This is a genomic window from Methylotenera sp. N17, from assembly GCF_000799155.1.
GTDB lineage: Bacteria > Pseudomonadota > Gammaproteobacteria > Burkholderiales > Methylophilaceae > Methylophilus.
Genome location: NZ_JUGE01000001.1, coordinates 2,684,023 through 2,703,166, shown reverse-complemented (window position 1 = coordinate 2,703,166; position 19,144 = coordinate 2,684,023). Strand labels below are relative to the sequence as shown.

Here is a 19,144-nt window from a genome sequence, read left to right as displayed (position 1 = left end):
CTTGTTACACGCCGTTAAAAACTAATATTGATTTGCCAATGCCATCAATTTTGCAATTCTGTCTTCGGTTTGCGGGTGGGTGCTAAATAAGCCTCTCAAGCTACCGCCAGAAAGTGGATTGATAATCATCATTTGCCCGGTTTCTGGGTGCGCTTCTGCCGTCTCATTGGGGATTTGATGCGCATAATGATGAATTTTTTGCAGTGCACTGGCCAATGATTTAGGGTCGCGGCTAATCTCTGCGCCCATTCTGTCTGCCTCAAATTCACGCGCGCGTGAAATCGCCATTTGAATCAATGATGCTGCCAAAGGCGCTAAAAACATCATCAAAATGCCTAAAATCGGGTTCACATTACGCTCGCCGTTGGCGTTATGGCCACCGCCAAACATCATGCCAAACTGCGCTATAGACGAGATTGCCCCCGCTACGGTCGCAGAGATTGTGGAGATTAAGGTATCACGATTTTTAACGTGCGCTAGCTCGTGCGCCATGACACCACGCAACTCGCGCTCACTCAATATTTGCATAATGCCGGTGGTGGCTGCTACCGCTGCATTTTCCGGGTTGCGGCCGGTGGCAAATGCGTTGGGTTGCGATTCATTGATTACATACACTTTAGGCATTGGCAAACTAGCATGTTCTGCCAGCTCTTTTACCATGCTGTAGTAGTTTCTAAATTGGGTATTGTCGGGCGTGACTTCCATCGCCCCATACATTTTCAACACGGCTTTATCGCTAAACCAATAGGCATAGACGTTCATCGCTGCTGCAAGCAGTAACGCGATCATCATGCCGCCAGCCCCACCCATGGCAGCGCCTACGCTACCAAACAGCGCCACAATCGCTGCCATCAGCGCAAAGGTCTTCATCCAATTACCAAACATTGTTTTCTCCTTAAGTCCGCAACTACTGTCGAGTTACTCTTAGCACTAATATGCTGTCCACTTCGTGAGTTTCAATAGCATTAACTAAACATTTCGCCTAGTTTGACATGCTGACCTTGAATAAATTGTTGTGCAGATTGGCGTTTTGCACCCGGCATTTGCAACTCAGCAATCTCGAGCAAACCATCCCCACAGCCAACACTAATGTAGTCACCCAAGGCAACGATCTCGCCCGGTGCAGCCTTGCCGTCACGAGAGGTGGCAAACCAGATTCGGCACGTCTCGCCTCTAAACTGTGCACTGGCTACGGGAAAAGGATTAAATGCACGCACTTGACGTGACAACGCCTCTGCTGTTTGCGTCCAATCGATGGCTGACTCCGCTTTTTCCAGCTTGTGCGCATAGGTCACTAGCGCTTCATCTTGCGGTGTGGCCGCAAGCTTGCCGGTTTGCTCTAATGTCTGCATGGCATCGACCATCAACGCTGCGCCTTGCTCACTCAAGGCATCGTGTAACGTCTGCGTGGTATCGCGCTCGGTAATTGGCACTGTGCCTTTACTCACCATCGCGCCAGCATCCAATGCAGGCACCACCTCCATAATAGTGACCCCGGTTTCCACATCACCAGCCAAAATCGCGCGATGAATCGGCGCCGCGCCGCGCCATCTTGGCAGCAGTGACGCGTGAATGTTGTAGCAACCTTTGGATGGCATCGCCAATACTGGCGTTGGAATAATCAACCCATAAGCCGCCACAATCATCACATCAGCTTGCAATGCCGCAATCTGTGCCTGTACTTCTGCTGGTTTAAGTGACGCAGGCTGAAACACATTGAGCTGATGTTGCAACGCCAACTGTTTCACTGGACTAGCACGCAGCTGCATACCCCTACCTGCAGGACGGTCCGGCTGCGTGAGCACCATCACAATACGATGCCCAGCAGCAATCAATGAGGCCAATGCAGGCACTGCAAATTCCGGCGTGCCTGCAAAAATAATGTTCATAGCGCTAACCTTAAAGATGACTTATTTTTTGATACGGATGGCCATCAGCTTGTGCAACGTTGAGGCGTAGTGGATATAGCCTAGCTAGTAGTTATTGCGCGTGATCTCACGCGCATGTTTTACCATTTTGTTCTTAATACGATTACGTTTCAGTGGAGAAAGGTATTCGACAAACACTTTACCTTTTAGGTGATCCATTTCATGCTGAACGCATACGCTGAGCAAGCCTTCAGCTTCTAACGTGAAGCGCTCCCCCTCTACGTTTTGTGCTTCAACTGTAACTTTCTCTGCACGCGTCACCGTTTCATAAATGCCGGGCACCGACAAACAGCCTTCTTCGTAGGTTTGTGTGCCGCTTTGCGCAACAATTTTAGGATTAATGAGTACCAGCAAGTCATCTTGCTCTTTACTGGTATCAATCACAATCAATTGAATATGCCTATCCACCTGCGTTGCAGCCAATCCGATGCCGGGGGCATCGTACATGGTGTCACGCATATCTTGCACCAAACGCTTTAAATCGGCGTTAAACACTGTCACTGGTTTTGCCACGGTATGCAGACGTGGATCTGGGTAATTAAGTATTGATAATAGCGCCATAAACTAAAAGTGTTGTCTTTATATCAACAGCCGCCATTTGGATGCTATTGCATTTGCCAAAAAAGCTTGATTGTTGAATGAATTACGTGATAAATTTAATGCAACTTCGCGGATTTTTCCGCTCATTTTGACCGAGGTCAACTGTATGTTTCGTTCTATTATAACGCTGCTGAGTCTAAGTTGTTTATGCTTATCTGTTCATGCAGACGAAATTAAACTACAAAAAAACCACCCAGAACGTTATGTCGTCAAAAAAGGCGATACGCTATGGGGCATTTCCGGCAAGTTTTTAAAAGACCCTTGGCAATGGCCAAAAGTGTGGAAAATGAATCGTACGGAAATTAAAAATCCGCATTTGATTTATCCAGGCGATGTAGTTGTACTAGACACGTCTAACGGTAGCCCAGAATTCAAATTACTACGTCAAACAGTGACATTAGAACCTGGCGTGGTGGAAGAACCCCTAGAAAAAGAAGCGATTTACACCATTCCACCGAATATCATCGGCCCGTTCTTAAGTCAGCCGTTGTTAATTGAGAACGATGAGCTGGATACTGCCCCACGCATCATCGGCGCACAAGACAACCGCCTCATTCTAAGTCCAGGCACACGCATATATATCAATAATTTAGAAGAAGCCGATAAAACGTTTTGGAATATTTACCGCCCTGGCGATGTGCTCAAAGACCCTGACACCAATGAAGTACTAGGCACGGAAGCGATTTATCTGGGAGATACCCGTATTACCAAATTCGGCAATCCAGCCTCCGGCAATATTGTCAAAGCCAAAGAAGAGATTTTCACCAAAGACCGTTTAGTCGTGGCATCAGAAGGCTTTAAAGAAAGCTTCATTCCACACGCGCCAGAATCTGAAGTAAAAGGGCGTATTCTTAGAATCTACGGCGGTGTAGCAGAAGCTGGCCCAGAAACCGTGGTATCCATTAACTTGGGTAGTAAAGACGGTGTAGAGGATGGTCATGTATTGGCGGTTAGCCGCCATGGCCGCATCATCAAAGATCCGGAATATAAAGAAGACAAATCCAAACCTGTCGATAAAAAAGCCAAACTCAAACCCGATGAAGTGCAATTGCCTGATGAGCGCGTGGGTTTGGTGATGGTATTTAGAACGTTTGACCGCGTTTCCTACGGGCTGATTATGCAAACGTCCGATGCGATTTATACATTAGATACGGTACATACTCCATAAGTTATAAACGTGCCAGAAGCCACTGTCCATATTGAGCCAGACGTAGCACAGTGGGTTGCTTTAAGTTTAATTGATGGCGTGGGTAGCGCCACGCTGTGTCAGCTACTTAGTCAGTTTGGTACGCCTGCAAACGTGTTTGCCGCAAGCCGATCGCAACTCCGTCACATCGTCAGCGACAACATCACTGCTGCCATCTGTGCTGGCGTAGATGAAGCAACCATTGCCCCTACACTTGAGTGGCTCTCGCAACCCGGCAACCACCTCATCACTCTCGCGGATAGCATTTACCCTAAAGCGTTATTGGAGATTGCCAACCCACCCGCGCTATTGTACGCAAAAGGCCAGCTGGATTGCTTGAGTATGCCATGTTTGGCGGTGGTCGGTAGCCGCAATGCAACCCCACAAGGCGAAAAAAATGCGGAAGACTTTGCCGAAAACCTAAGCCGCCATGGCTTGTGTATTGTGAGTGGCATGGCATTAGGCATTGACGGGGCGGCCCATCGTGGCGCACTCAAAGCCAACGCACCTACCATTGCGGTAGTCGGCACCGGTCTAGATATTGTTTACCCAGCCAAACACCGCGATTTAGCGCACCGTATTGTCAATCGCGGGCTTATCATTTCAGAATTTCCATTGGGTACGCCATCCAAGGCACAGAACTTTCCTAGAAGAAATCGCATTATTAGCGGACTCAGCATAGGCTGTCTAGTGATTGAAGCCAATCTAGACAGTGGATCACTCATCACAGCTAGGCAAGCAGCAGAACAAGGACGGGAAGTGTTTGCGATTCCGGGCTCCATTCATTCACCAGTAGCCAAAGGTTGCCACCAGTTGATTAAACAAGGTGCCAAACTCGTGGAATCGACGGAAGATATTCTCAGTGAAATTCAGCCGATTTTGCCGCTGCAACCGCACTTTAATACTAGCCCAATCGGGCCACTACCCGAACGGGCTAATGCATCCCCAGAAGCCAATACAGTGCTGGATTCCATGGGGGTTGATCCTATTCATTTTGATGTATTGCTGACTGCTACCGGCTTGACTGTCAGCGCGCTTTCCACGATGCTAACGTTACTGGAATTAGATGGGAAAATATCGCCGCTACATGGGGGAAAGTTTCAACGTCTTGTTTGATCACAACACATATAACCGCCAGCACAATGATAATGGATTATTAGAGGAGATAACATGTTAGAAGTGTTAATTTTTATGTTTCAAAATTATTTTGGAACACAGCCTCAAATCCATACCATGGATATTGAGGAAGACTTTCTAGCGCAAGAGCTAACACAAGCCGGCTTTGATCATCACGACATTGTGGGGGCTTTTGATTGGTACAAACAATTGCGCTGTTTAATCAGCCAGCCTTACCATCAATATTTATCCAACCCCTCTTCGTTCCGCGTCTACGTTGAACACGAGCTTGAGAGAATTGATACAGAGAGCTTTGGGTTTCTAAGCTTTTTGGAGCGCGCAGGTGTCATTAAACCGAATGAACGCGACCTAGTGATTGATCGCGCCCTAGCGCTCAAAAATCAACATATCAGCATTGAAGAGATTCGCTGGATTACCATGATGGTGCTGTGGAACGATAGCCGCAAGAAAGACTATTTGTTTGTTGAAGACGCTGTGTTCAACCCAAAGGGATTAACCCTACAGTAATAAACTAATTGATGCGTAAAAAAACCTAGCTTAGCTAGGTTTTTTTATTTTCTAAAACAAATGACTTATCTACATCAGCCATGCAAGTTTTGAATGATTTTGCTAATGGTACCGGCTTGATTCAAGGTATAAAAATGCATATTTTTTACCCCGGATGTAATCAACTTATCGCACATCTCAGTCACTACATCTGCACCGTAAGCCCGTAATGAAGCCATATCATCGCCATAAGCTTCCAAACGTAAGCGCAACCAGCGCGGGATTTCTGCACCACACACACCAGAAAAGCGTGCAAGTTGCGTGTAGTTATAAATTGGCATAATGCCCGGCACAATGGGCACATCAATATGTGCTTGTTCACAGGCTTCTAAAAAACGAAAGTAGGCATCCGCATTATAAAAATATTGTGTAATGGCTGAATCAGCACCCGCCTCTACTTTGCGTTTAAAGTTGGCAATATCTTTGGCAGCAGACTGTGCTTCTGGATGAAACTCAGGATATGCAGCGACTTCGATATGAAACCAGTCGCCGGTTTCTTGGCGAATAAACGCGACCAACTCATTGGCGTATCTAAAATCGCCCGCACTGACTTCGCCCGAGGGCACATCGCCACGCAAGGTCACCAAACGTTTAATGCCTTTGGCTTGGTACGCGCTGAGCAACTCACGTATCTCTTCTTTGCTTGAGGAAATACAGGAGATATGCGGTGCAGCTGCATAGCCTTCGTCTTGGATTTCAAACACGGTATCCATGGTGCGGTCACGCGTAGAACCACCCGCCCCAAAAGTCACCGAGAAAAACTCCGGCTTAAACTGCGCAAGCGATTTTCTCGCTTCGCGCAAATTGGCAATACCTTCCGCGGTCTTGGGCGGAAAAAATTCAAAACTATAAGCAACAGGCTGATTCACTTTTTCTAATCTTTATCTATTTAATCTTTAAACTGTTCAATCTTTATCGATCACAATGGCACTCAATATCCATGAAATCACACTGTAAACGAGCGCACCGATAATGCCAGCCATTAAGGTTTTGACGACAAAGCCATCCAGAAAATGACCGACAGCCCAAAATAAAATGCCGTTAATCACAAAGATAAACAGCCCCAGCGTCAGGATAGTTACAGGTAAGGTTAACACCACCAAAATCGGCTTAATTAACATATTGACCAAGCCTATCACTGCTGCCGCAATCAGCGCCGTGGTAAAACTGGCTACCTGAATACCGGGTACGATGTACGTCACACCCATTAAAGCTAACCCGCTGAGCACCCAACCAATTAATAGCTTCAACATCACACACTCCCAAAGATAATGGTGCAGCCAGTGTAGCACTGACTACACCACTTTTTCTAGCAGCTACATGTGATATTAGTAGCGATAGTGGTCTGGTTTATAAGGGCCGGTTTTTGCCACGCCGATATACGCCGCTTGTTGATCGGTCAACGTTGTCAATTGCGCGTTGAGTTTTTTCAACTGTAGTACGGCCACTTTTTCGTCCAAATGTTTAGGTAAGGTATACACACCTACTGGGTATTGAGCTGTTTGCGTAAATAGCTCAATCTGCGCAATGGTTTGGTTGGCAAAGCTGGAGCTCATCACATAGCTTGGGTGACCTGTACCGCAGCCCAAGTTAACCAAACGTCCTTTTGCCAACAAGATAATGCGTTTGCCGTCCGGGAAAATCACATGGTCTACTTGTGGTTTGATTTCGTCCCACTGATATTTTTCGAGTGAGGCAACATCAATTTCATTATCGAAATGGCCAATATTACATACGATGGCTTGGTCTTTCATTTTTGCCATATGGGCATGGGTAATCACATGGTAGTTACCTGTTGCCGTCACAAAAATATCGGCATGCTCTGCCGCGTAATCCATGGTCACTACGCGATAGCCTTCCATCGCCGCTTGCAGCGCACAAATTGGATCAATCTCAGTCACCCACACTTGTGCAGACAAAGCACGCAATGCTTGGGCAGAACCTTTACCCACATCACCGTAACCTGCCACCACCGCCACTTTGCCTGCAATCATCACGTCTGTGGCACGTTTAATGCCATCCACCAATGACTCACGACAGCCGTACAAGTTATCGAATTTAGATTTAGTTACAGAGTCGTTCACGTTAATCGCAGGGAAAGCCAATTTGCCTTCTTTATGCATTTGATACAAGCGATGCACGCCTGTGGTTGTCTCTTCTGTCACACCTTTGACTTTGCTTAAGCGTGTGGAGTACCAAGTAGGGTCGACTTTTAACTTTTCTTTGATGGAGTTAAATAAACAGATTTCTTCTTCAGAACCCGGGTTGGCCAATACAGAAACATCTTTTTCAGCACGGGTACCGAGGTGCAACAACAATGTCGCATCGCCACCGTCATCTAAAATCATGTTGGTGTAACCACCATCCGTCCATTCAAAAATGCGGTGTGTATAATCCCAATACTCTTCTAGCGATTCACCTTTTACTGCAAACACTGGCGTACCAGTGGCAGCAATGGCAGCGGCAGCGTGGTCTTGTGTGGAGTAGATATTGCATGAAGCCCAACGCACATCTGCGCCAAGATCTTTCAATGTTTCAATCAACACTGCAGTTTGGATGGTCATGTGAAGTGAACCAGTAATGCGCGCACCTTTAAGTGGTTGCGCTTTTGCATACTCTTCACGAATTGCCATTAAACCTGGCATTTCAGTTTCGGCAATCGCAATTTCTTTGCGACCCCAAGCAGCCAATGATAAATCGGCAATTACATAGTCTTTGAAATCAGCTACAGTATTCATAATCTTCCTTAATGAATGAAAACTGAGCAGGGAAAACATACTGGAGGGCCTACGCTCACCTTTATATTCCGTGCTCGCACAGTTATTAAAAGTGAACGCCGTTTACAACATCTCTGAGCCTGGGAGCATGGGAATAACTCTCGCAACGTTCCTCAGAAGGACAACATTATATCGCCAAATCAATCATTTGCCAAAATCAGACGTCTTTAGGCGTCCAAAGTTCATGCACATCATGAATTCCCCAAGTATGGGCAGACTCATGGCCAATAATTTCATCCATCGCACTCGGTTTAGATAGGTCAACAGTCTCCACCTGAATACGCGATTTAGATTTGGTTGAGAAAAATACTTTCACAATCGGCTGCAACAAGCTTTTTGTGGATTGATCAACCACCACAGCTAGACGACCTGACTTGAGTATAACTACCGAACCTATGGGATATATACCTATACTTTTCACAAACGCTTTAAATACAATTTGATCAAAATGGTTTTTCCATTGCGCCATGCGCTGCAAAGACATGCCTGGCTCCCAACCTACTTTATATGGGCGGTTTGATGTCACGGCATCATAAACATCACACACCGCACCCATTTTTGCAAACACACTTATCTGATCACCTTTTAAGCGTTTAGGGTAACCAGAGCCATCGATTTTTTCATGGTGATGCAAGCACACATCCAAGGTCACTGGGTCGCCAATACTGGCTTTTAGCAATAGCGCATGTCCCTTTTCTGGGTGTAGCTTCACCGTCGTAAATTCTTGATCAGTTAGCGCGCCAGGCTTATTGAGTATATCGAGTGGCACATCTGCTTTACCAATGTCATGCATAAGCCCAGCAAGACCGGCTTGTCTAATTTCCGTATCACCTAGACCCAACTCCTTCGCTAGCGCTGTCATCATCGCGCACACAGCAATCGAGTGCATATAGGTATAGTCATCTTTTGTTTTTAACCGTACTAAACTAATAAGCGCACCTTCATTACGATCAATAGAAGCTGCTATTTCTTCTACCAAAGACATTGCGGTTTCTACATTGACAACTTTTCCTAGTCGCGCATCTTTGAACATGCTGGCGACTGCACGCTTAGATTCTTTAACAATTTTCGAGGCGTTTTGCAACTCTTGTTCGATAGAAGTTTTTTCAACTTTGATTGCTTCAACGTTCACCTGAATGGCATTCTCATCAGGCTCTCCTGTTGATGCATGCGTAGCAGGTGCTTCTGGTACATCCAATCCTTTAGAGGTATCGATGACAACTTCTTTGACGACACTAGACTGTAATTTTTTCAAGTCCTGAATATCGTCTAAGACAAATTTGGTTTTCCAAAACGGGTGATCTACCCACGCTCCTTTGAGCGCATGGATGTACATGCCAACGACGACTTGCTTTGTAGATATGGTTTTAATCATAGTAAAGGCTATTTTCGCTTAAAAAGTTGCCTACAGATGCAAAGAAAAGAGGGCTAAAAAGCCCCCTTTATCTTAGTTAAACCAATGTAAGTTCTTTACAAACCAGCCGCCGCACGCAATGCTGCCGCTTTATCTGTATTTTCCCAAGTAAACTCAGGCTCGTCACGTCCAAAGTGGCCATAGGCTGCTGTTTTTGCATAAATTGGACGCAATAAATCTAACATTTTGACGATGCCTTTTGGACGTAAATCAAAATGCTCAAGCACTAAGGCTGTCAATACTTCGTTCGACACCTTGCCAGTGCCATATGTCTCCACCATCACGCTGGTAGGTTGGGCCACACCAATCGCATAGCTCACTTGTACCAAGCACTTGTCAGCCAAGCCTGCAGCCACAATGTTTTTAGCCACATAACGGCCTGCATAAGCGGCTGAACGGTCTACTTTAGAAGGATCTTTACCAGAGAAAGCACCACCACCGTGCGGTGCTGCGCCACCATAAGTATCCACAATGATTTTACGACCCGTTAAACCACAATCTCCTTGCGGGCCACCCACCACAAAACGGCCGGTTGGATTCACCAAATATTTGATCTCGCCTTTGATGAGCTCTTGCGGCAACATGGGTTTGATGATTTCTTCAATCGTCGCTTCGCGAATCGCCTCTAATGTCATTTCTGGCGAATGTTGTGTGGATACCAAGACCGTATCGATTTTGTGTGGCTTGCCATCAGCATATTGAATGGTCACTTGTGATTTTGCATCTGGACGCAGCCATGGCAAACGGCCATCTTTACGCAATTGCGATTGGCGCTCCATGATACGGTGACTGAGCCAAATCGGCAGTGGCATCAATTGCGGCGTCTCATTCACCGCATAACCAAACATCAAACCTTGGTCGCCTGCGCCTTGGTCTAGCGGGTCATCATTTGCATTGTCTACGCCTTGTGCAATGTCGGGAGATTGTTTGTCATAAGCCACCAATACGGCACAACCTTTGTAGTCAATGCCATACTCTGTGTTGTCGTAGCCGATGCGCTTAATCGCATCACGTGCGACTTTTATGTAGTCTACATTGGCGGTAGTGGTAATTTCACCGGCCAACACGACCAAACCAGTATTGGCGAGCGTTTCCGCAGCCACTCGTGCGGTGGGGTCTTGCGCTAAAATAGCGTCTAAAATGCTGTCAGATACTTGATCAGCGAGTTTGTCTGGGTGTCCTTCGGAAACAGATTCGGAAGTAAAAAGATATTGAGTCATGTTGCGCCTTGAAAATGTATATTAAAAAAGTTTGAAATGACACACCGACTAAAGGCTAAAGCAAGTGCATCAGGACAACGAATTTGGTATTGTAGTAGAAATTAAGTTCGCACCCCATAAAAATTATTTTGTACGGGCGTGCTAACTTCCACGCAACACTATGCACTATCATCGGCAATATGAAACTTAACTTTACAAAAATGCAGGGCGCTGGCAACGATTTTGTTGTAATTGACAGTTATACCCAGCCCATTTCACTCACTGCAGCACAAATCCGACACATCGCTAATCGTTACTTTGGCGTGGGTTGCGATCAATTACTGATGGTAGAGAAAACCGCTACGCCCAATGTCGATTTCCGTTATCGCATTTTTAATGCCGATGGTGGCGAAGTAGAGCAATGCGGCAATGGTGCACGTTGTTTTGTGCGTTTTGTAGTGGATAAGCATTTAACGAAAAAACATGAAATCACGGTCGAAACTGCCAGTGGTGTGATCACGCTCAAACTGCAAGACGATGGCCAAGTGACCGTGAACATGGGCGCACCAAAATTTGCGCCCGCGCAAATTCCATTTGACGCAGCTGCACAACAAACCTTGTACCCGCTAGCGCTGGCACAAGCGGAGATACAGATATCCGCAGTCTCCATGGGCAATCCCCATGCGGTGACGGTCGTGAACGATGTGAACACAGCCCCTGTGGCTGAATATGGCCCGCAAATAGAAGCACATCCGCGTTTTCCGCAACGCGTGAATGCTGGATTTATGCAAGTCGTAAGTCCACATGAAATCAACTTACGGGTGTATGAGCGTGGCAGTGGCGAAACCTTGGCCTGCGGCACCGGTGCATGTGCTGCCGCTGTGAGTGGCATTCAGCTTGGCTTACTGTCCTCTCCGGTACTGGTCAACACCCGGGGCGGCAATCTCAACATTGCTTGGGAGGGTGAAGGAAAACCTGTGATGATGACCGGCCCCGCAGAAATCGTATTCGATGGCGAAATCAATATTTAACGCATAATATTTAACTTAAGCACCAGAAAGTCACGTATGGAAAATGAAATCAAAGCCTATTTAAAAGCGCACCCAGAGTTTTTTGAGCACAACGCGCATTTGCTCGCCGAAATCTTTTTGCCCAGCCCGCATGGCGATGGCGCGATTTCGCTAGCACAACGCCAGCAATTGGCACAGCGCGACAAAATCCGCATTCTGGAATCTAAATTCACGGAATTGATTTTGAATGCGGAAGAAAATGAAGCGACTGCCGACAAAGTGCACAGGCTCACCATTGGCTTGTTGGGCGCGCCCAATTTTGAGCAATTAAACGCACATCTGACGGCTTATTTACGTGATTACTTTGACTTACCTGACAGCCAGCTCAAGCTTTGGTCTAGCTCTAGCCTGTTGGCAGATAGCATCAGCGCTTTTATCGTGGCGGACGATGCCTTGAAAAACTGGGCAAAAGATTTATCGCAACCTTATTGTGGCCCCATGCCCAGTGTGGATATTGCAGGCTGGTTTAGCGAGCCGCCCGCCTCTATCGCGATTATTCCGATGCGCGGCAAAGACACGTTTGGCGTATTGGTATTACCGAGCGCCAATGCAACCCGCTTCTACCCAGGTATGGGCACGCTGTTTTTATCTCGTATAGGTGAGTTGGTGAGCGCATCCCTATTACGCTATATCAATTAAACTATATTCATCAACATTGGATTACCTCAATCAATACCTAGACTTTCTACATTTTGAGCGCGGCTTGAGCGACAACACGCGCAACAACTATGCGCGTGACATTCAGCAGTTACTGTCACTTAGCCAGCCTAGCGCATTGAGCAGCATACAAGTAGCACAAGTGCGCAAATACGTGGCCACCTTGCACGGCAAAGGGCTCGGCGGCAAAAGCATTGCCCGCATGTTGTCCAGCTGGCGCGGTTTCTTTGATTACTTAGTGCAACGTCACCAATTTAAGCATAACCCAGTGATTGGCATGCGCGCGCCGAAATCCCCCAAAACGCTACCGCAAGCACTATCCATTGAGCAAGCCACTAAACTGGTGGATATTCAAGAGGATGATGTCCTAAGCCAACGTGACCATGCCATCTTGGAGTTGTTTTATTCTTCCGGTCTGCGCTTGAGCGAGTTGGTTGGATTGAATATCGACCATATCGACTTTTCTGAAGGCACGGTACTGGTCACAGGTAAGGGCAATAAAACGCGCATCGTGCCCATAGGCACACATGCCGCGCAGGCCATTCAAACTTGGCTGCCATTGCGCGCCAGCATGCTCATGCGCAACCCCAGCGAAAAAGCGGTGTTTATCAGCAAGCAAGGCCGACGTATTTCTGGACGTAATATTGAATACCGCATGAAAGCCTGGTCGATTAAACAAGGCTTACATACTGCCGTGCATCCGCATATGTTACGTCACAGCTTTGCCACACATGTATTGCAATCCAGTGGAGATTTGCGTGCAGTGCAAGAAATGCTTGGGCACGCCAACATCAGCACCACGCAGGTCTATACGCATTTAGATTACCAACATCTCACCAAGGTGTATGACGCCGCACACCCGCGCGCGAAAAAGAAATGAATAAAAATTTGATTTAGGCCTTGAAACTGTCACCCATTGGGCGCATCTATAAGATTAAGACGTGACCATTCAGACGTGCCAATAATAATTTTTAACCTGTTAGGAAAAAAACCATGGAACATACACTACCAGCACTGCCCTATGCTAAAAATGCTTTAGCGCCTCATATTTCAGAAGAAACTCTAGAGTTTCACTACGGTAAGCACCACCAAACTTATGTCACCAATTTGAACAACCTGATCAAAGGCACAGAGTTTGAAAACAGTAGTTTGGAAGACATCATCAAAAAATCTTCCGGTGGCATCTATAACAATTCTGCACAAATCTGGAACCACACCTTCTTTTGGAGCAGCTTAACACCAAACGGTGGCGGCGCACCTACTGGCGCATTGGCCGATGCGATCAACAAAAAATGGGGCTCTTTTGACGAGTTCAAAAAAGCATTTCAAGCTTCAGCCGTAGGCAATTTTGGTTCTGGCTGGACATGGTTAGTGAAAAAAGCCGATGGCTCAGTAGACATTGTCAACACTGGTGCAGCTGGCACCCCATTGACGACTGCCGATACCGCATTATTGACCATTGATGTGTGGGAACACGCTTATTACATTGATTACCGCAATGCGCGTGCTAAGTTCGTTGAAGTATTCTTAGCTTCATTAGCGAACTGGGATTTTGCTGCTGCTAATTTTGCTGCTTAATCTGTAAAGTGGATGATAAAAAAGGCGCTCAATAGCGCCTTTTTTTTATTACTTGCTGATTATTGCCCACTCAACCTACGGCCATAACTGACTGCGTATGCCGATGGCCTCGCTAGCAAGATAGGATCGGCACTTGGCTCAATGCCATCTACCAATACAAGCGGATTGAACATATTGTTTTTTTCAAAGGTCTTGCCGTCCGCATCCACCGCACGGATAGTCAGCATGCCCAACTCCACCACACGTCTAGTATCAGGCCAAATGACAGTGGCGTTATTCACTTCGTCACCCGCATCGGCCAGCTGCACAGAAATACGATAACTCGCGGCCTCTTTCATTAATCTGGCTGGGAGCTCTTGCATCAGATAATCCGGTGCAGCTTTCTCTTGCTCTGTCTTACTCAAAAATTGCTGTCCATTGACGGGTTCTATGCGATAGCGGCCATAGCTCACCTCGCCTTTGGCATTGGTAAATTTAAACGCATTCACGCCATAAAACGCTTGTGTGGCAAAACTCACTGGCGCAGGTTTAGGTGTCGTGACGAACTTTAACGCTGCCGGATGGCTTCCCAAAAACTGTTCTACCGGGCTTGGTTTGGCTGCACCTGGCCCCGACGCGGCCACCGCATTGAGTAAGCCTAGAAAATCCTCTGGCGTAGCGGCAGGAAAGGCATTGACAGAAATACTCACGATATCGGTATAGCTACCATCGGCCAATTGAAAACGTATGGCAATCCCTTTGGGAAAAGCATTGCCGTCGGCATCCGGGATATTAGGCACGCCTGTAGCGTTGGAAAAACGCACAATCACTGGCGTAGCTGCACTTTGCAAATGCACCGCTTTCGTCACGCTGGCGGCAGATACTGCAGGCGTGAACTCGCCTTTGACCACCAAGCCTTTTGCATGATTAGCACGATAGCCTGCATGTGGGCCGCCAGATAACTTAGTCAGCGTATTGACTAGCTGCTCCGTAACCGGCTTGCTGCTCTCGGGTATGGCCTCACCCGCCACACTTAAACTGATACTTGAAACACAATATGCGGCCACAATAAACTTAAATACGGCTTTTTGATGCAAGATCATGACGGGCTCCTTGAGTGATGTTTAAACGATAACAATGGCTGATGAGTCAGTATATCAATAATTTTTTACAAAACATCGTGTCTTGCGTGTGTTCAATGGTCTAGTCATGGGTCTACACTAGCTGACTATCTTTTCATCAAATCATCTTGCCATGCATCGTTAAGTTCTTGCGCCATGCTTCCCCATTACCATCACATCCACAATTGTCGACTTAAAAAGTTTTTCGGCCTGCTATGTTTGCTCATAGCCACCTGGGCCACGCTGATTGGTTTGGCCTTATGCATCATCGCGCTGTTTAAATATGCGGATAGTATTGATAGACAAACCTACAATGAGGTATTGTTCACCATGATGTATGCCATGCTGGCAATATTTATCGGTCTACTGATAGGAATACAGGGCCGCGCCCTGCTAAAGCAAGTTTATGCAAAAGACAACCACTTACGCGATTAACACGTTTCATGCCCATGTTTACTTTGATATACAGCAAACAGCGCTGGCAGCCCAAGTGCGTGAACAGATTATCCAAGATATTCCGCAGCTGACTTACCGCGGCCAGCTCATTCCCATGTCGATTGGGCCACACCCCAAACCTATGTTTGAGCTGCATATTCCCGCAGATTGCATCAACTACGCCATGGCCAGCATAGACACCTTACGGCAAGGCCTATCTGTGCTGATTCACCCATTATTGGCAGATGATTATCTGGCACATACGGCAGAGGCAAAATGGCTGGGCACGCCGCTACCACTTAAACTTGAGGTATTGCGGTAAGCGCACCCTCCCCATTTGGGGGGAAATCGTACAAAATCTACATAGATTGCGCGAGAGAACAACAAATGGGCGTAAAAATTTGTTAATCTCTTATTAACTCTTCCAGACTCATGTATTGCATGACTGCGTTCAATAGCCTTGCTCGATTTAACATACTGTCAATCTGCATCATTGCTTTTGTAGTGCGTGCTGTATGGGCATTTTTAGTGGCAGTAGACCCTGTCGCCGATTCTTACCTGTATAACGCATTTGCACACAGTATTGCATCAGGCAAAGGTTATGCTTTTCCGGCAGGCAACCTTACTGTGTATTGGCCAGTCGGCACTTCAGCCATCTATGCCGCACTCTACTTCTTGTTTGGCAAATCGTTCTTGCCTATCGTACTGTTTAATCTTGTGATTGGTACGGCCATTGTCTGGTTAGCACATGCCATTGCAGCACGTTATTTAAGTAAAGTCGCAGCCAACCTCACTGCCATCTTCATTGCATGTTGGCCTATCCTGATTGAGTTTACGACCATTCTGGCCAGTGAGCTTATTTTTATTTTCTTTATTCTGGCCGCTATTTATATATGGGGCTCCAAACAACTCCAACCGACCTTTCGGGCAATTCTGTGGGGCGCATGCATTTGTGCCGCCACGTATATTCGCCCCACTGCGCTACCCTTGTTGGCTCTATTCCCAGCGCTCAGCTGGTTTTCAGGCGAAAAACTACGGCATGCTATTGTGCATGGCGCAATCGCGGTGATTACTGCCGCCATCCTGTTCGCGCCTTGGGTGTATCGTAACCATACTTTATTTCACCAGTTTGTACTGGTCTCAGCCAATGGTGGGGTCAATCTATGGATGGGCAACAACCCGCAATCCAATGGCGGCTACATGGAACTGCCCGAAATTGCCTTTGAGAATGAAGTCGCAAGAGACCGTTATTTTAAGCAACAAGCCGTCGATTTCATCGCACATAATCCGCTCAGTTATTTGCAGCTGATGGTGAAACGGGCGATCACTACGTATAAATCTGAGACAATCGGCATTGTTTGGAACGGCGATTTATATAAGCATCTGAATAGCACCAGCCTGCTCGTACTCAAGCTGCTATCTACATTGTATTGGTGGCTGATGATAAGCTGCGCGCTCTTGGGCTTCTATTACCTATGCAAGCGCAAACCCTTGCCTTGGCACCATGTGCTATTCGCGGTCAGCGCGTTTTTCTTTGTTCTCCCCATATTCACTGTGGCGCAGGATCGATACCATTTGCCACTTGACCCGTTTATTGCCATTTTTGCAGCCTATGCCATTGAGCAAATCCTTCAACGCAGACATTCCCCACCTCTATTGAATACCCCAACTTTATGAGAAAGCTTTCCGACATGAGCACCACCCTGATCCTTCTTATTCTATGCAGTGTTCTGCTTTCGTCTATCGCACAAATTGTGCTCAAAACAGGCATGAGCAGCCCCAACGTACTGGCCACCATTCAGTTGGGAGATAGCCTCGCCATGTTTAAGTCTATTTGTAGCAACCTGTATGTGATTGGCGGATTGACGCTGTATTTTGCCAGTGCTGCGGTTTGGCTATTGGTACTGGCTAGAGTTGATGTGAGTTTTGCCTACCCATTTGTGGGCTTGGGCTTTGTGGTCACCATGCTACTGGCATTTTTTATTAATGGTGAAGTGCTCAGCACCGCTAAGGTCATTGGCACTTTATGTATTGCGCTTGGCGTCGCCATCATGGCACAAGGATAAACATGAATAACAATAAGCACCCTTTATGCGTTGATTGCGACGGTACGCTGATCGCAACGGATCTACTGTATGAAGCGTTTTTTCTTATGCTCAAACAATATCCCATCGGCTTGCTATTTCTGCCTTTTTGGTTACTCAAAGGCAAGGCCTATTTAAAAAACCGCATTGCCGAAAAAGTAGAGTTTAACTGGGCCACACTGCCTTACCGAGACGAAGTGGTGCAATTGGCAGTGGATGCGCGAGCTGCGGGCAGAACAACGGTGCTGGCGACTGCCTCGCCACAAGTATGGGCAGATGGCATTGCCGACCATTTAGGCTGTTTCGATCAAGTGATCGGCACCTCACAAACAGTCAATCTCTCCGGTCATCGCAAAGCGGATCACTTGGTTAAATTGTTTGGCGAAAAAGGCTTTGAATACGCAGGAGATACGCAGGTAGACATGCAAGTGTGGGCTCACACCTCCGGTGCCATCGTAGTTTCCGCACAGCAACATTTGGTGCAGCAATTAGCCAAACAGACGATACCCGTTGTTGCCCATATTCAGCCCAAGTCTGCCGGACTGCTAGTCTATGTGCGCGCTTTACGCGTACACCAATGGCTTAAAAACCTGCTCATTGTCGTCCCATTATTAGCGGCCCATCAACTGAGCGTTATCCAAGGTTTAGCGCAAGTTGGCCTTGCATTTGTGGCATTTAGCCTGTGTGCCTCTGCCGTCTATGTGCTCAACGATTTACTTGATCTAGAATCAGATCGACAACATATCCGTAAGCGCAAACGTCCTTTTGCCGCCTGCACTATTCCACTCTGGCAAGGTATATTGATGGTACCGGCTTTGCTGGCTCTGGCTTTTGCGATTGCTTACTTATTGCCCATGCAGTTTATGTTAGTGCTGTTGGCCTATTTTGTGATGACACTGGCTTACTCTATCCGCTTAAAACGGCAAGTCATTGTGGATGTGATGATGCTGGCCGGGCTATATACCATGCGCATTATTGCCGGCGCTGCCGCCACCAACATTACGCCTTCATTTTGGTTGCTGGCATTCTCAATGTTTATCTTCCTAAGTTTGGCGATGGTCAAACGCTACTCGGAGCTACTGATTACGCTACAAGCCAATAAAAAGGAACCAGCCGGCCGTGGCTACTCGGTTGAAGACTTACCTGTGCTGATGGCAATTGGAGTAAGTGCTGGTTTAGGCTCGGTACTCATTTTGGCGCTATATATCAATAGCCCGGAAACCAGCCAAATGTACCCCAACACCATGTGGCTATGGCTGATTCCTGCCATTATTCTCTACTGGACTAGCCGTATGTGGATGAAAGCGCACCGCGGTCAGGTAGATGATGACCCAGTGGTGTTTGCCGCCAAAGACTGGCAAAGCCTCACGGTGATTGCACTCTCCGCCATTATTTTTGCGGCCGCATTATTCGCCTAATACTAGGTTATCTGA

Annotated in this window: 21 protein-coding genes and 1 riboswitch; of the genes, 12 read left to right on the top strand and 9 right to left on the bottom strand. The window is 46.9% G+C overall.

Features of this window, described 5'->3' with window-relative positions:
• Positions 1-21: 21 nt before the first annotated feature.
• The 3 genes from htpX to def form a co-directional block, all read right to left on the bottom strand.
• Positions 22-885 carry a zinc metalloprotease HtpX gene (gene htpX, locus FG11_RS12900; protein WP_020183518.1) on the bottom strand — a complete coding sequence of 288 codons (864 nt, stop codon included), beginning with the start codon at positions 883-885 and terminating at the stop codon, positions 22-24.
• Positions 886-965: 80 nt separating this feature from the next.
• Positions 966-1,889, bottom strand: coding sequence for a methionyl-tRNA formyltransferase (fmt, locus tag FG11_RS12895; protein ID WP_047535528.1), 924 nt, complete (start codon positions 1,887-1,889; stop codon positions 966-968).
• 84 nt (positions 1,890-1,973) lie between these two features.
• Complete coding sequence (gene def, locus FG11_RS12890) at positions 1,974-2,489, bottom strand: peptide deformylase (RefSeq protein ID WP_020183516.1); 516 nt, start codon at positions 2,487-2,489, stop codon at positions 1,974-1,976.
• 145 nt (positions 2,490-2,634) lie between these two features.
• On the opposite strand from def, the gene FG11_RS12885 reads away from it, so the two are divergent.
• From FG11_RS12885 to FG11_RS12875, 3 genes are read left to right on the top strand one after another with little or no spacing between them, the layout of a single operon-like run.
• Positions 2,635-3,696, top strand: coding sequence for a LysM peptidoglycan-binding domain-containing protein (locus tag FG11_RS12885; protein WP_235276391.1), 1,062 nt, complete (start codon positions 2,635-2,637; stop codon positions 3,694-3,696).
• 9 nt (positions 3,697-3,705) lie between these two features.
• Positions 3,706-4,830, top strand: a complete 1,125-nt coding sequence (dprA, locus tag FG11_RS12880) for a DNA-processing protein DprA (protein ID WP_052185051.1) — start codon at positions 3,706-3,708, stop codon at positions 4,828-4,830.
• Positions 4,831-4,884: 54 nt separating this feature from the next.
• On the top strand, positions 4,885-5,358 hold the full coding sequence (locus FG11_RS12875) for a DUF494 family protein (protein WP_047535523.1): 474 nt from the start codon (positions 4,885-4,887) through the stop codon (positions 5,356-5,358).
• Positions 5,359-5,432: 74 nt separating this feature from the next.
• Here the strand turns inward: FG11_RS12875 and metF are convergent, their stop codons facing one another.
• The 5 genes from metF to metK form a co-directional block, all read right to left on the bottom strand.
• On the bottom strand, positions 5,433-6,266 hold the full coding sequence (metF, locus tag FG11_RS12870) for a methylenetetrahydrofolate reductase [NAD(P)H] (protein WP_020183512.1): 834 nt from the start codon (positions 6,264-6,266) through the stop codon (positions 5,433-5,435).
• 36 nt (positions 6,267-6,302) lie between these two features.
• Complete coding sequence (locus FG11_RS12865; protein ID WP_020183511.1) at positions 6,303-6,650, bottom strand: phage holin family protein; 348 nt, start codon at positions 6,648-6,650, stop codon at positions 6,303-6,305.
• Positions 6,651-6,725: 75 nt separating this feature from the next.
• The gene (gene ahcY, locus FG11_RS12860) at positions 6,726-8,135 is read right to left on the bottom strand and encodes an adenosylhomocysteinase (RefSeq protein WP_047535521.1); all 1,410 of its coding nucleotides are present in this window, start codon (positions 8,133-8,135) and stop codon (positions 6,726-6,728) included.
• 86 nt (positions 8,136-8,221) lie between these two features.
• A riboswitch (S-adenosyl-L-homocysteine riboswitch) is annotated at positions 8,222-8,295 on the bottom strand.
• Positions 8,296-8,331: 36 nt separating this feature from the next.
• Positions 8,332-9,549, bottom strand: a complete 1,218-nt coding sequence (locus FG11_RS12855) for an HD-GYP domain-containing protein (protein WP_047535520.1) — start codon at positions 9,547-9,549, stop codon at positions 8,332-8,334.
• A 95-nt stretch (positions 9,550-9,644) separates the two neighbouring features.
• The gene (gene metK, locus FG11_RS12850) at positions 9,645-10,808 is read right to left on the bottom strand and encodes a methionine adenosyltransferase (protein ID WP_047535519.1); all 1,164 of its coding nucleotides are present in this window, start codon (positions 10,806-10,808) and stop codon (positions 9,645-9,647) included.
• 179 nt (positions 10,809-10,987) lie between these two features.
• Between metK and dapF the strand changes: the two genes are divergently transcribed.
• The 4 genes from dapF (at position 10,988) to FG11_RS12830 (ending at position 14,092) form a co-directional block, all read left to right on the top strand.
• Positions 10,988-11,818 (top strand): diaminopimelate epimerase, encoded by an 831-nt coding sequence (gene dapF, locus FG11_RS12845; RefSeq protein ID WP_047535518.1) that lies wholly within the window; start codon positions 10,988-10,990, stop codon positions 11,816-11,818.
• 36 nt (positions 11,819-11,854) lie between these two features.
• The gene (locus tag FG11_RS12840) at positions 11,855-12,496 is read left to right on the top strand and encodes a DUF484 family protein (RefSeq protein ID WP_025223569.1); all 642 of its coding nucleotides are present in this window, start codon (positions 11,855-11,857) and stop codon (positions 12,494-12,496) included.
• A gap of 16 nt (positions 12,497-12,512) precedes the next feature.
• Positions 12,513-13,394, top strand: coding sequence for a tyrosine recombinase XerC (gene xerC / locus FG11_RS12835; protein ID WP_020183505.1), 882 nt, complete (start codon positions 12,513-12,515; stop codon positions 13,392-13,394).
• A 113-nt stretch (positions 13,395-13,507) separates the two neighbouring features.
• Positions 13,508-14,092: a superoxide dismutase gene (locus FG11_RS12830; protein WP_025223567.1), complete on the top strand. Its 585-nt coding sequence runs from the start codon at positions 13,508-13,510 to the stop codon at positions 14,090-14,092.
• Positions 14,093-14,151: 59 nt separating this feature from the next.
• Here the strand turns inward: FG11_RS12830 and FG11_RS12825 are convergent, their stop codons facing one another.
• Positions 14,152-15,174: a catalase family peroxidase gene (locus FG11_RS12825; protein WP_088177910.1), complete on the bottom strand. Its 1,023-nt coding sequence runs from the start codon at positions 15,172-15,174 to the stop codon at positions 14,152-14,154.
• Positions 15,175-15,411: 237 nt separating this feature from the next.
• On the opposite strand from FG11_RS12825, the gene FG11_RS12820 reads away from it, so the two are divergent.
• From FG11_RS12820 to FG11_RS12800, 5 genes are all read left to right on the top strand, one after another.
• Positions 15,412-15,627 carry a hypothetical protein gene (locus tag FG11_RS12820; protein WP_036317525.1) on the top strand — a complete coding sequence of 72 codons (216 nt, stop codon included), beginning with the start codon at positions 15,412-15,414 and terminating at the stop codon, positions 15,625-15,627.
• Positions 15,599-15,949 (top strand): DOPA 4,5-dioxygenase family protein, encoded by a 351-nt coding sequence (locus FG11_RS12815; protein ID WP_025223565.1) that lies wholly within the window; start codon positions 15,599-15,601, stop codon positions 15,947-15,949. Before FG11_RS12820 ends, FG11_RS12815 begins: the two co-directional genes overlap by 29 nt.
• A 119-nt stretch (positions 15,950-16,068) precedes the next feature.
• On the top strand, positions 16,069-17,304 hold the full coding sequence (locus tag FG11_RS12810) for a glycosyltransferase family 39 protein (protein ID WP_160277166.1): 1,236 nt from the start codon (positions 16,069-16,071) through the stop codon (positions 17,302-17,304).
• 14 nt (positions 17,305-17,318) lie between these two features.
• Entirely contained in the window at positions 17,319-17,693 is a 375-nt protein-coding gene (locus FG11_RS12805; protein ID WP_020183499.1) for a hypothetical protein, read from the top strand.
• A gap of 2 nt (positions 17,694-17,695) precedes the next feature.
• Positions 17,696-19,129 (top strand): UbiA family prenyltransferase, encoded by a 1,434-nt coding sequence (locus FG11_RS12800; RefSeq protein WP_020183498.1) that lies wholly within the window; start codon positions 17,696-17,698, stop codon positions 19,127-19,129.
• Positions 19,130-19,144: the final 15 nt, after the last annotated feature.

Excerpts from the sequence above, each read along its gene's own strand:
- FG11_RS12865 (WP_020183511.1), bottom strand. The coding sequence starts at position 6,650 with ATGTTGAAGCTATTAATTGGTTGGGTGCTCAGCGGGTTAGCTTTAATG.
- def (WP_020183516.1), bottom strand. The coding sequence starts at position 2,489 with ATGGCGCTATTATCAATACTTAATTACCCAGATCCACGTCTGCATACC.
- ahcY (WP_047535521.1), bottom strand. The coding sequence starts at position 8,135 with ATGAATACTGTAGCTGATTTCAAAGACTATGTAATTGCCGATTTATCA.
- FG11_RS12810 (WP_160277166.1), top strand. The coding sequence starts at position 16,069 with ATGACTGCGTTCAATAGCCTTGCTCGATTTAACATACTGTCAATCTGC.
- FG11_RS12855 (WP_047535520.1), bottom strand. The coding sequence starts at position 9,549 with ATGATTAAAACCATATCTACAAAGCAAGTCGTCGTTGGCATGTACATC.
- FG11_RS12825 (WP_088177910.1), bottom strand. The coding sequence starts at position 15,174 with ATGATCTTGCATCAAAAAGCCGTATTTAAGTTTATTGTGGCCGCATAT.
- FG11_RS12830 (WP_025223567.1), top strand. The coding sequence starts at position 13,508 with ATGGAACATACACTACCAGCACTGCCCTATGCTAAAAATGCTTTAGCG.
- fmt (WP_047535528.1), bottom strand. The coding sequence starts at position 1,889 with ATGAACATTATTTTTGCAGGCACGCCGGAATTTGCAGTGCCTGCATTG.
- FG11_RS12800 (WP_020183498.1), top strand. The coding sequence starts at position 17,696 with ATGAATAACAATAAGCACCCTTTATGCGTTGATTGCGACGGTACGCTG.
- dapF (WP_047535518.1), top strand. The coding sequence starts at position 10,988 with ATGAAACTTAACTTTACAAAAATGCAGGGCGCTGGCAACGATTTTGTT.
- FG11_RS12805 (WP_020183499.1), top strand. The coding sequence starts at position 17,319 with ATGAGCACCACCCTGATCCTTCTTATTCTATGCAGTGTTCTGCTTTCG.
- FG11_RS12875 (WP_047535523.1), top strand. The coding sequence starts at position 4,885 with ATGTTAGAAGTGTTAATTTTTATGTTTCAAAATTATTTTGGAACACAG.
- FG11_RS12885 (WP_235276391.1), top strand. The coding sequence starts at position 2,635 with ATGTTTCGTTCTATTATAACGCTGCTGAGTCTAAGTTGTTTATGCTTA.
- metK (WP_047535519.1), bottom strand. The coding sequence starts at position 10,808 with ATGACTCAATATCTTTTTACTTCCGAATCTGTTTCCGAAGGACACCCA.
- FG11_RS12840 (WP_025223569.1), top strand. The coding sequence starts at position 11,855 with ATGGAAAATGAAATCAAAGCCTATTTAAAAGCGCACCCAGAGTTTTTT.
- FG11_RS12815 (WP_025223565.1), top strand. The coding sequence starts at position 15,599 with ATGCAAAAGACAACCACTTACGCGATTAACACGTTTCATGCCCATGTT.
- htpX (WP_020183518.1), bottom strand. The coding sequence starts at position 885 with ATGTTTGGTAATTGGATGAAGACCTTTGCGCTGATGGCAGCGATTGTG.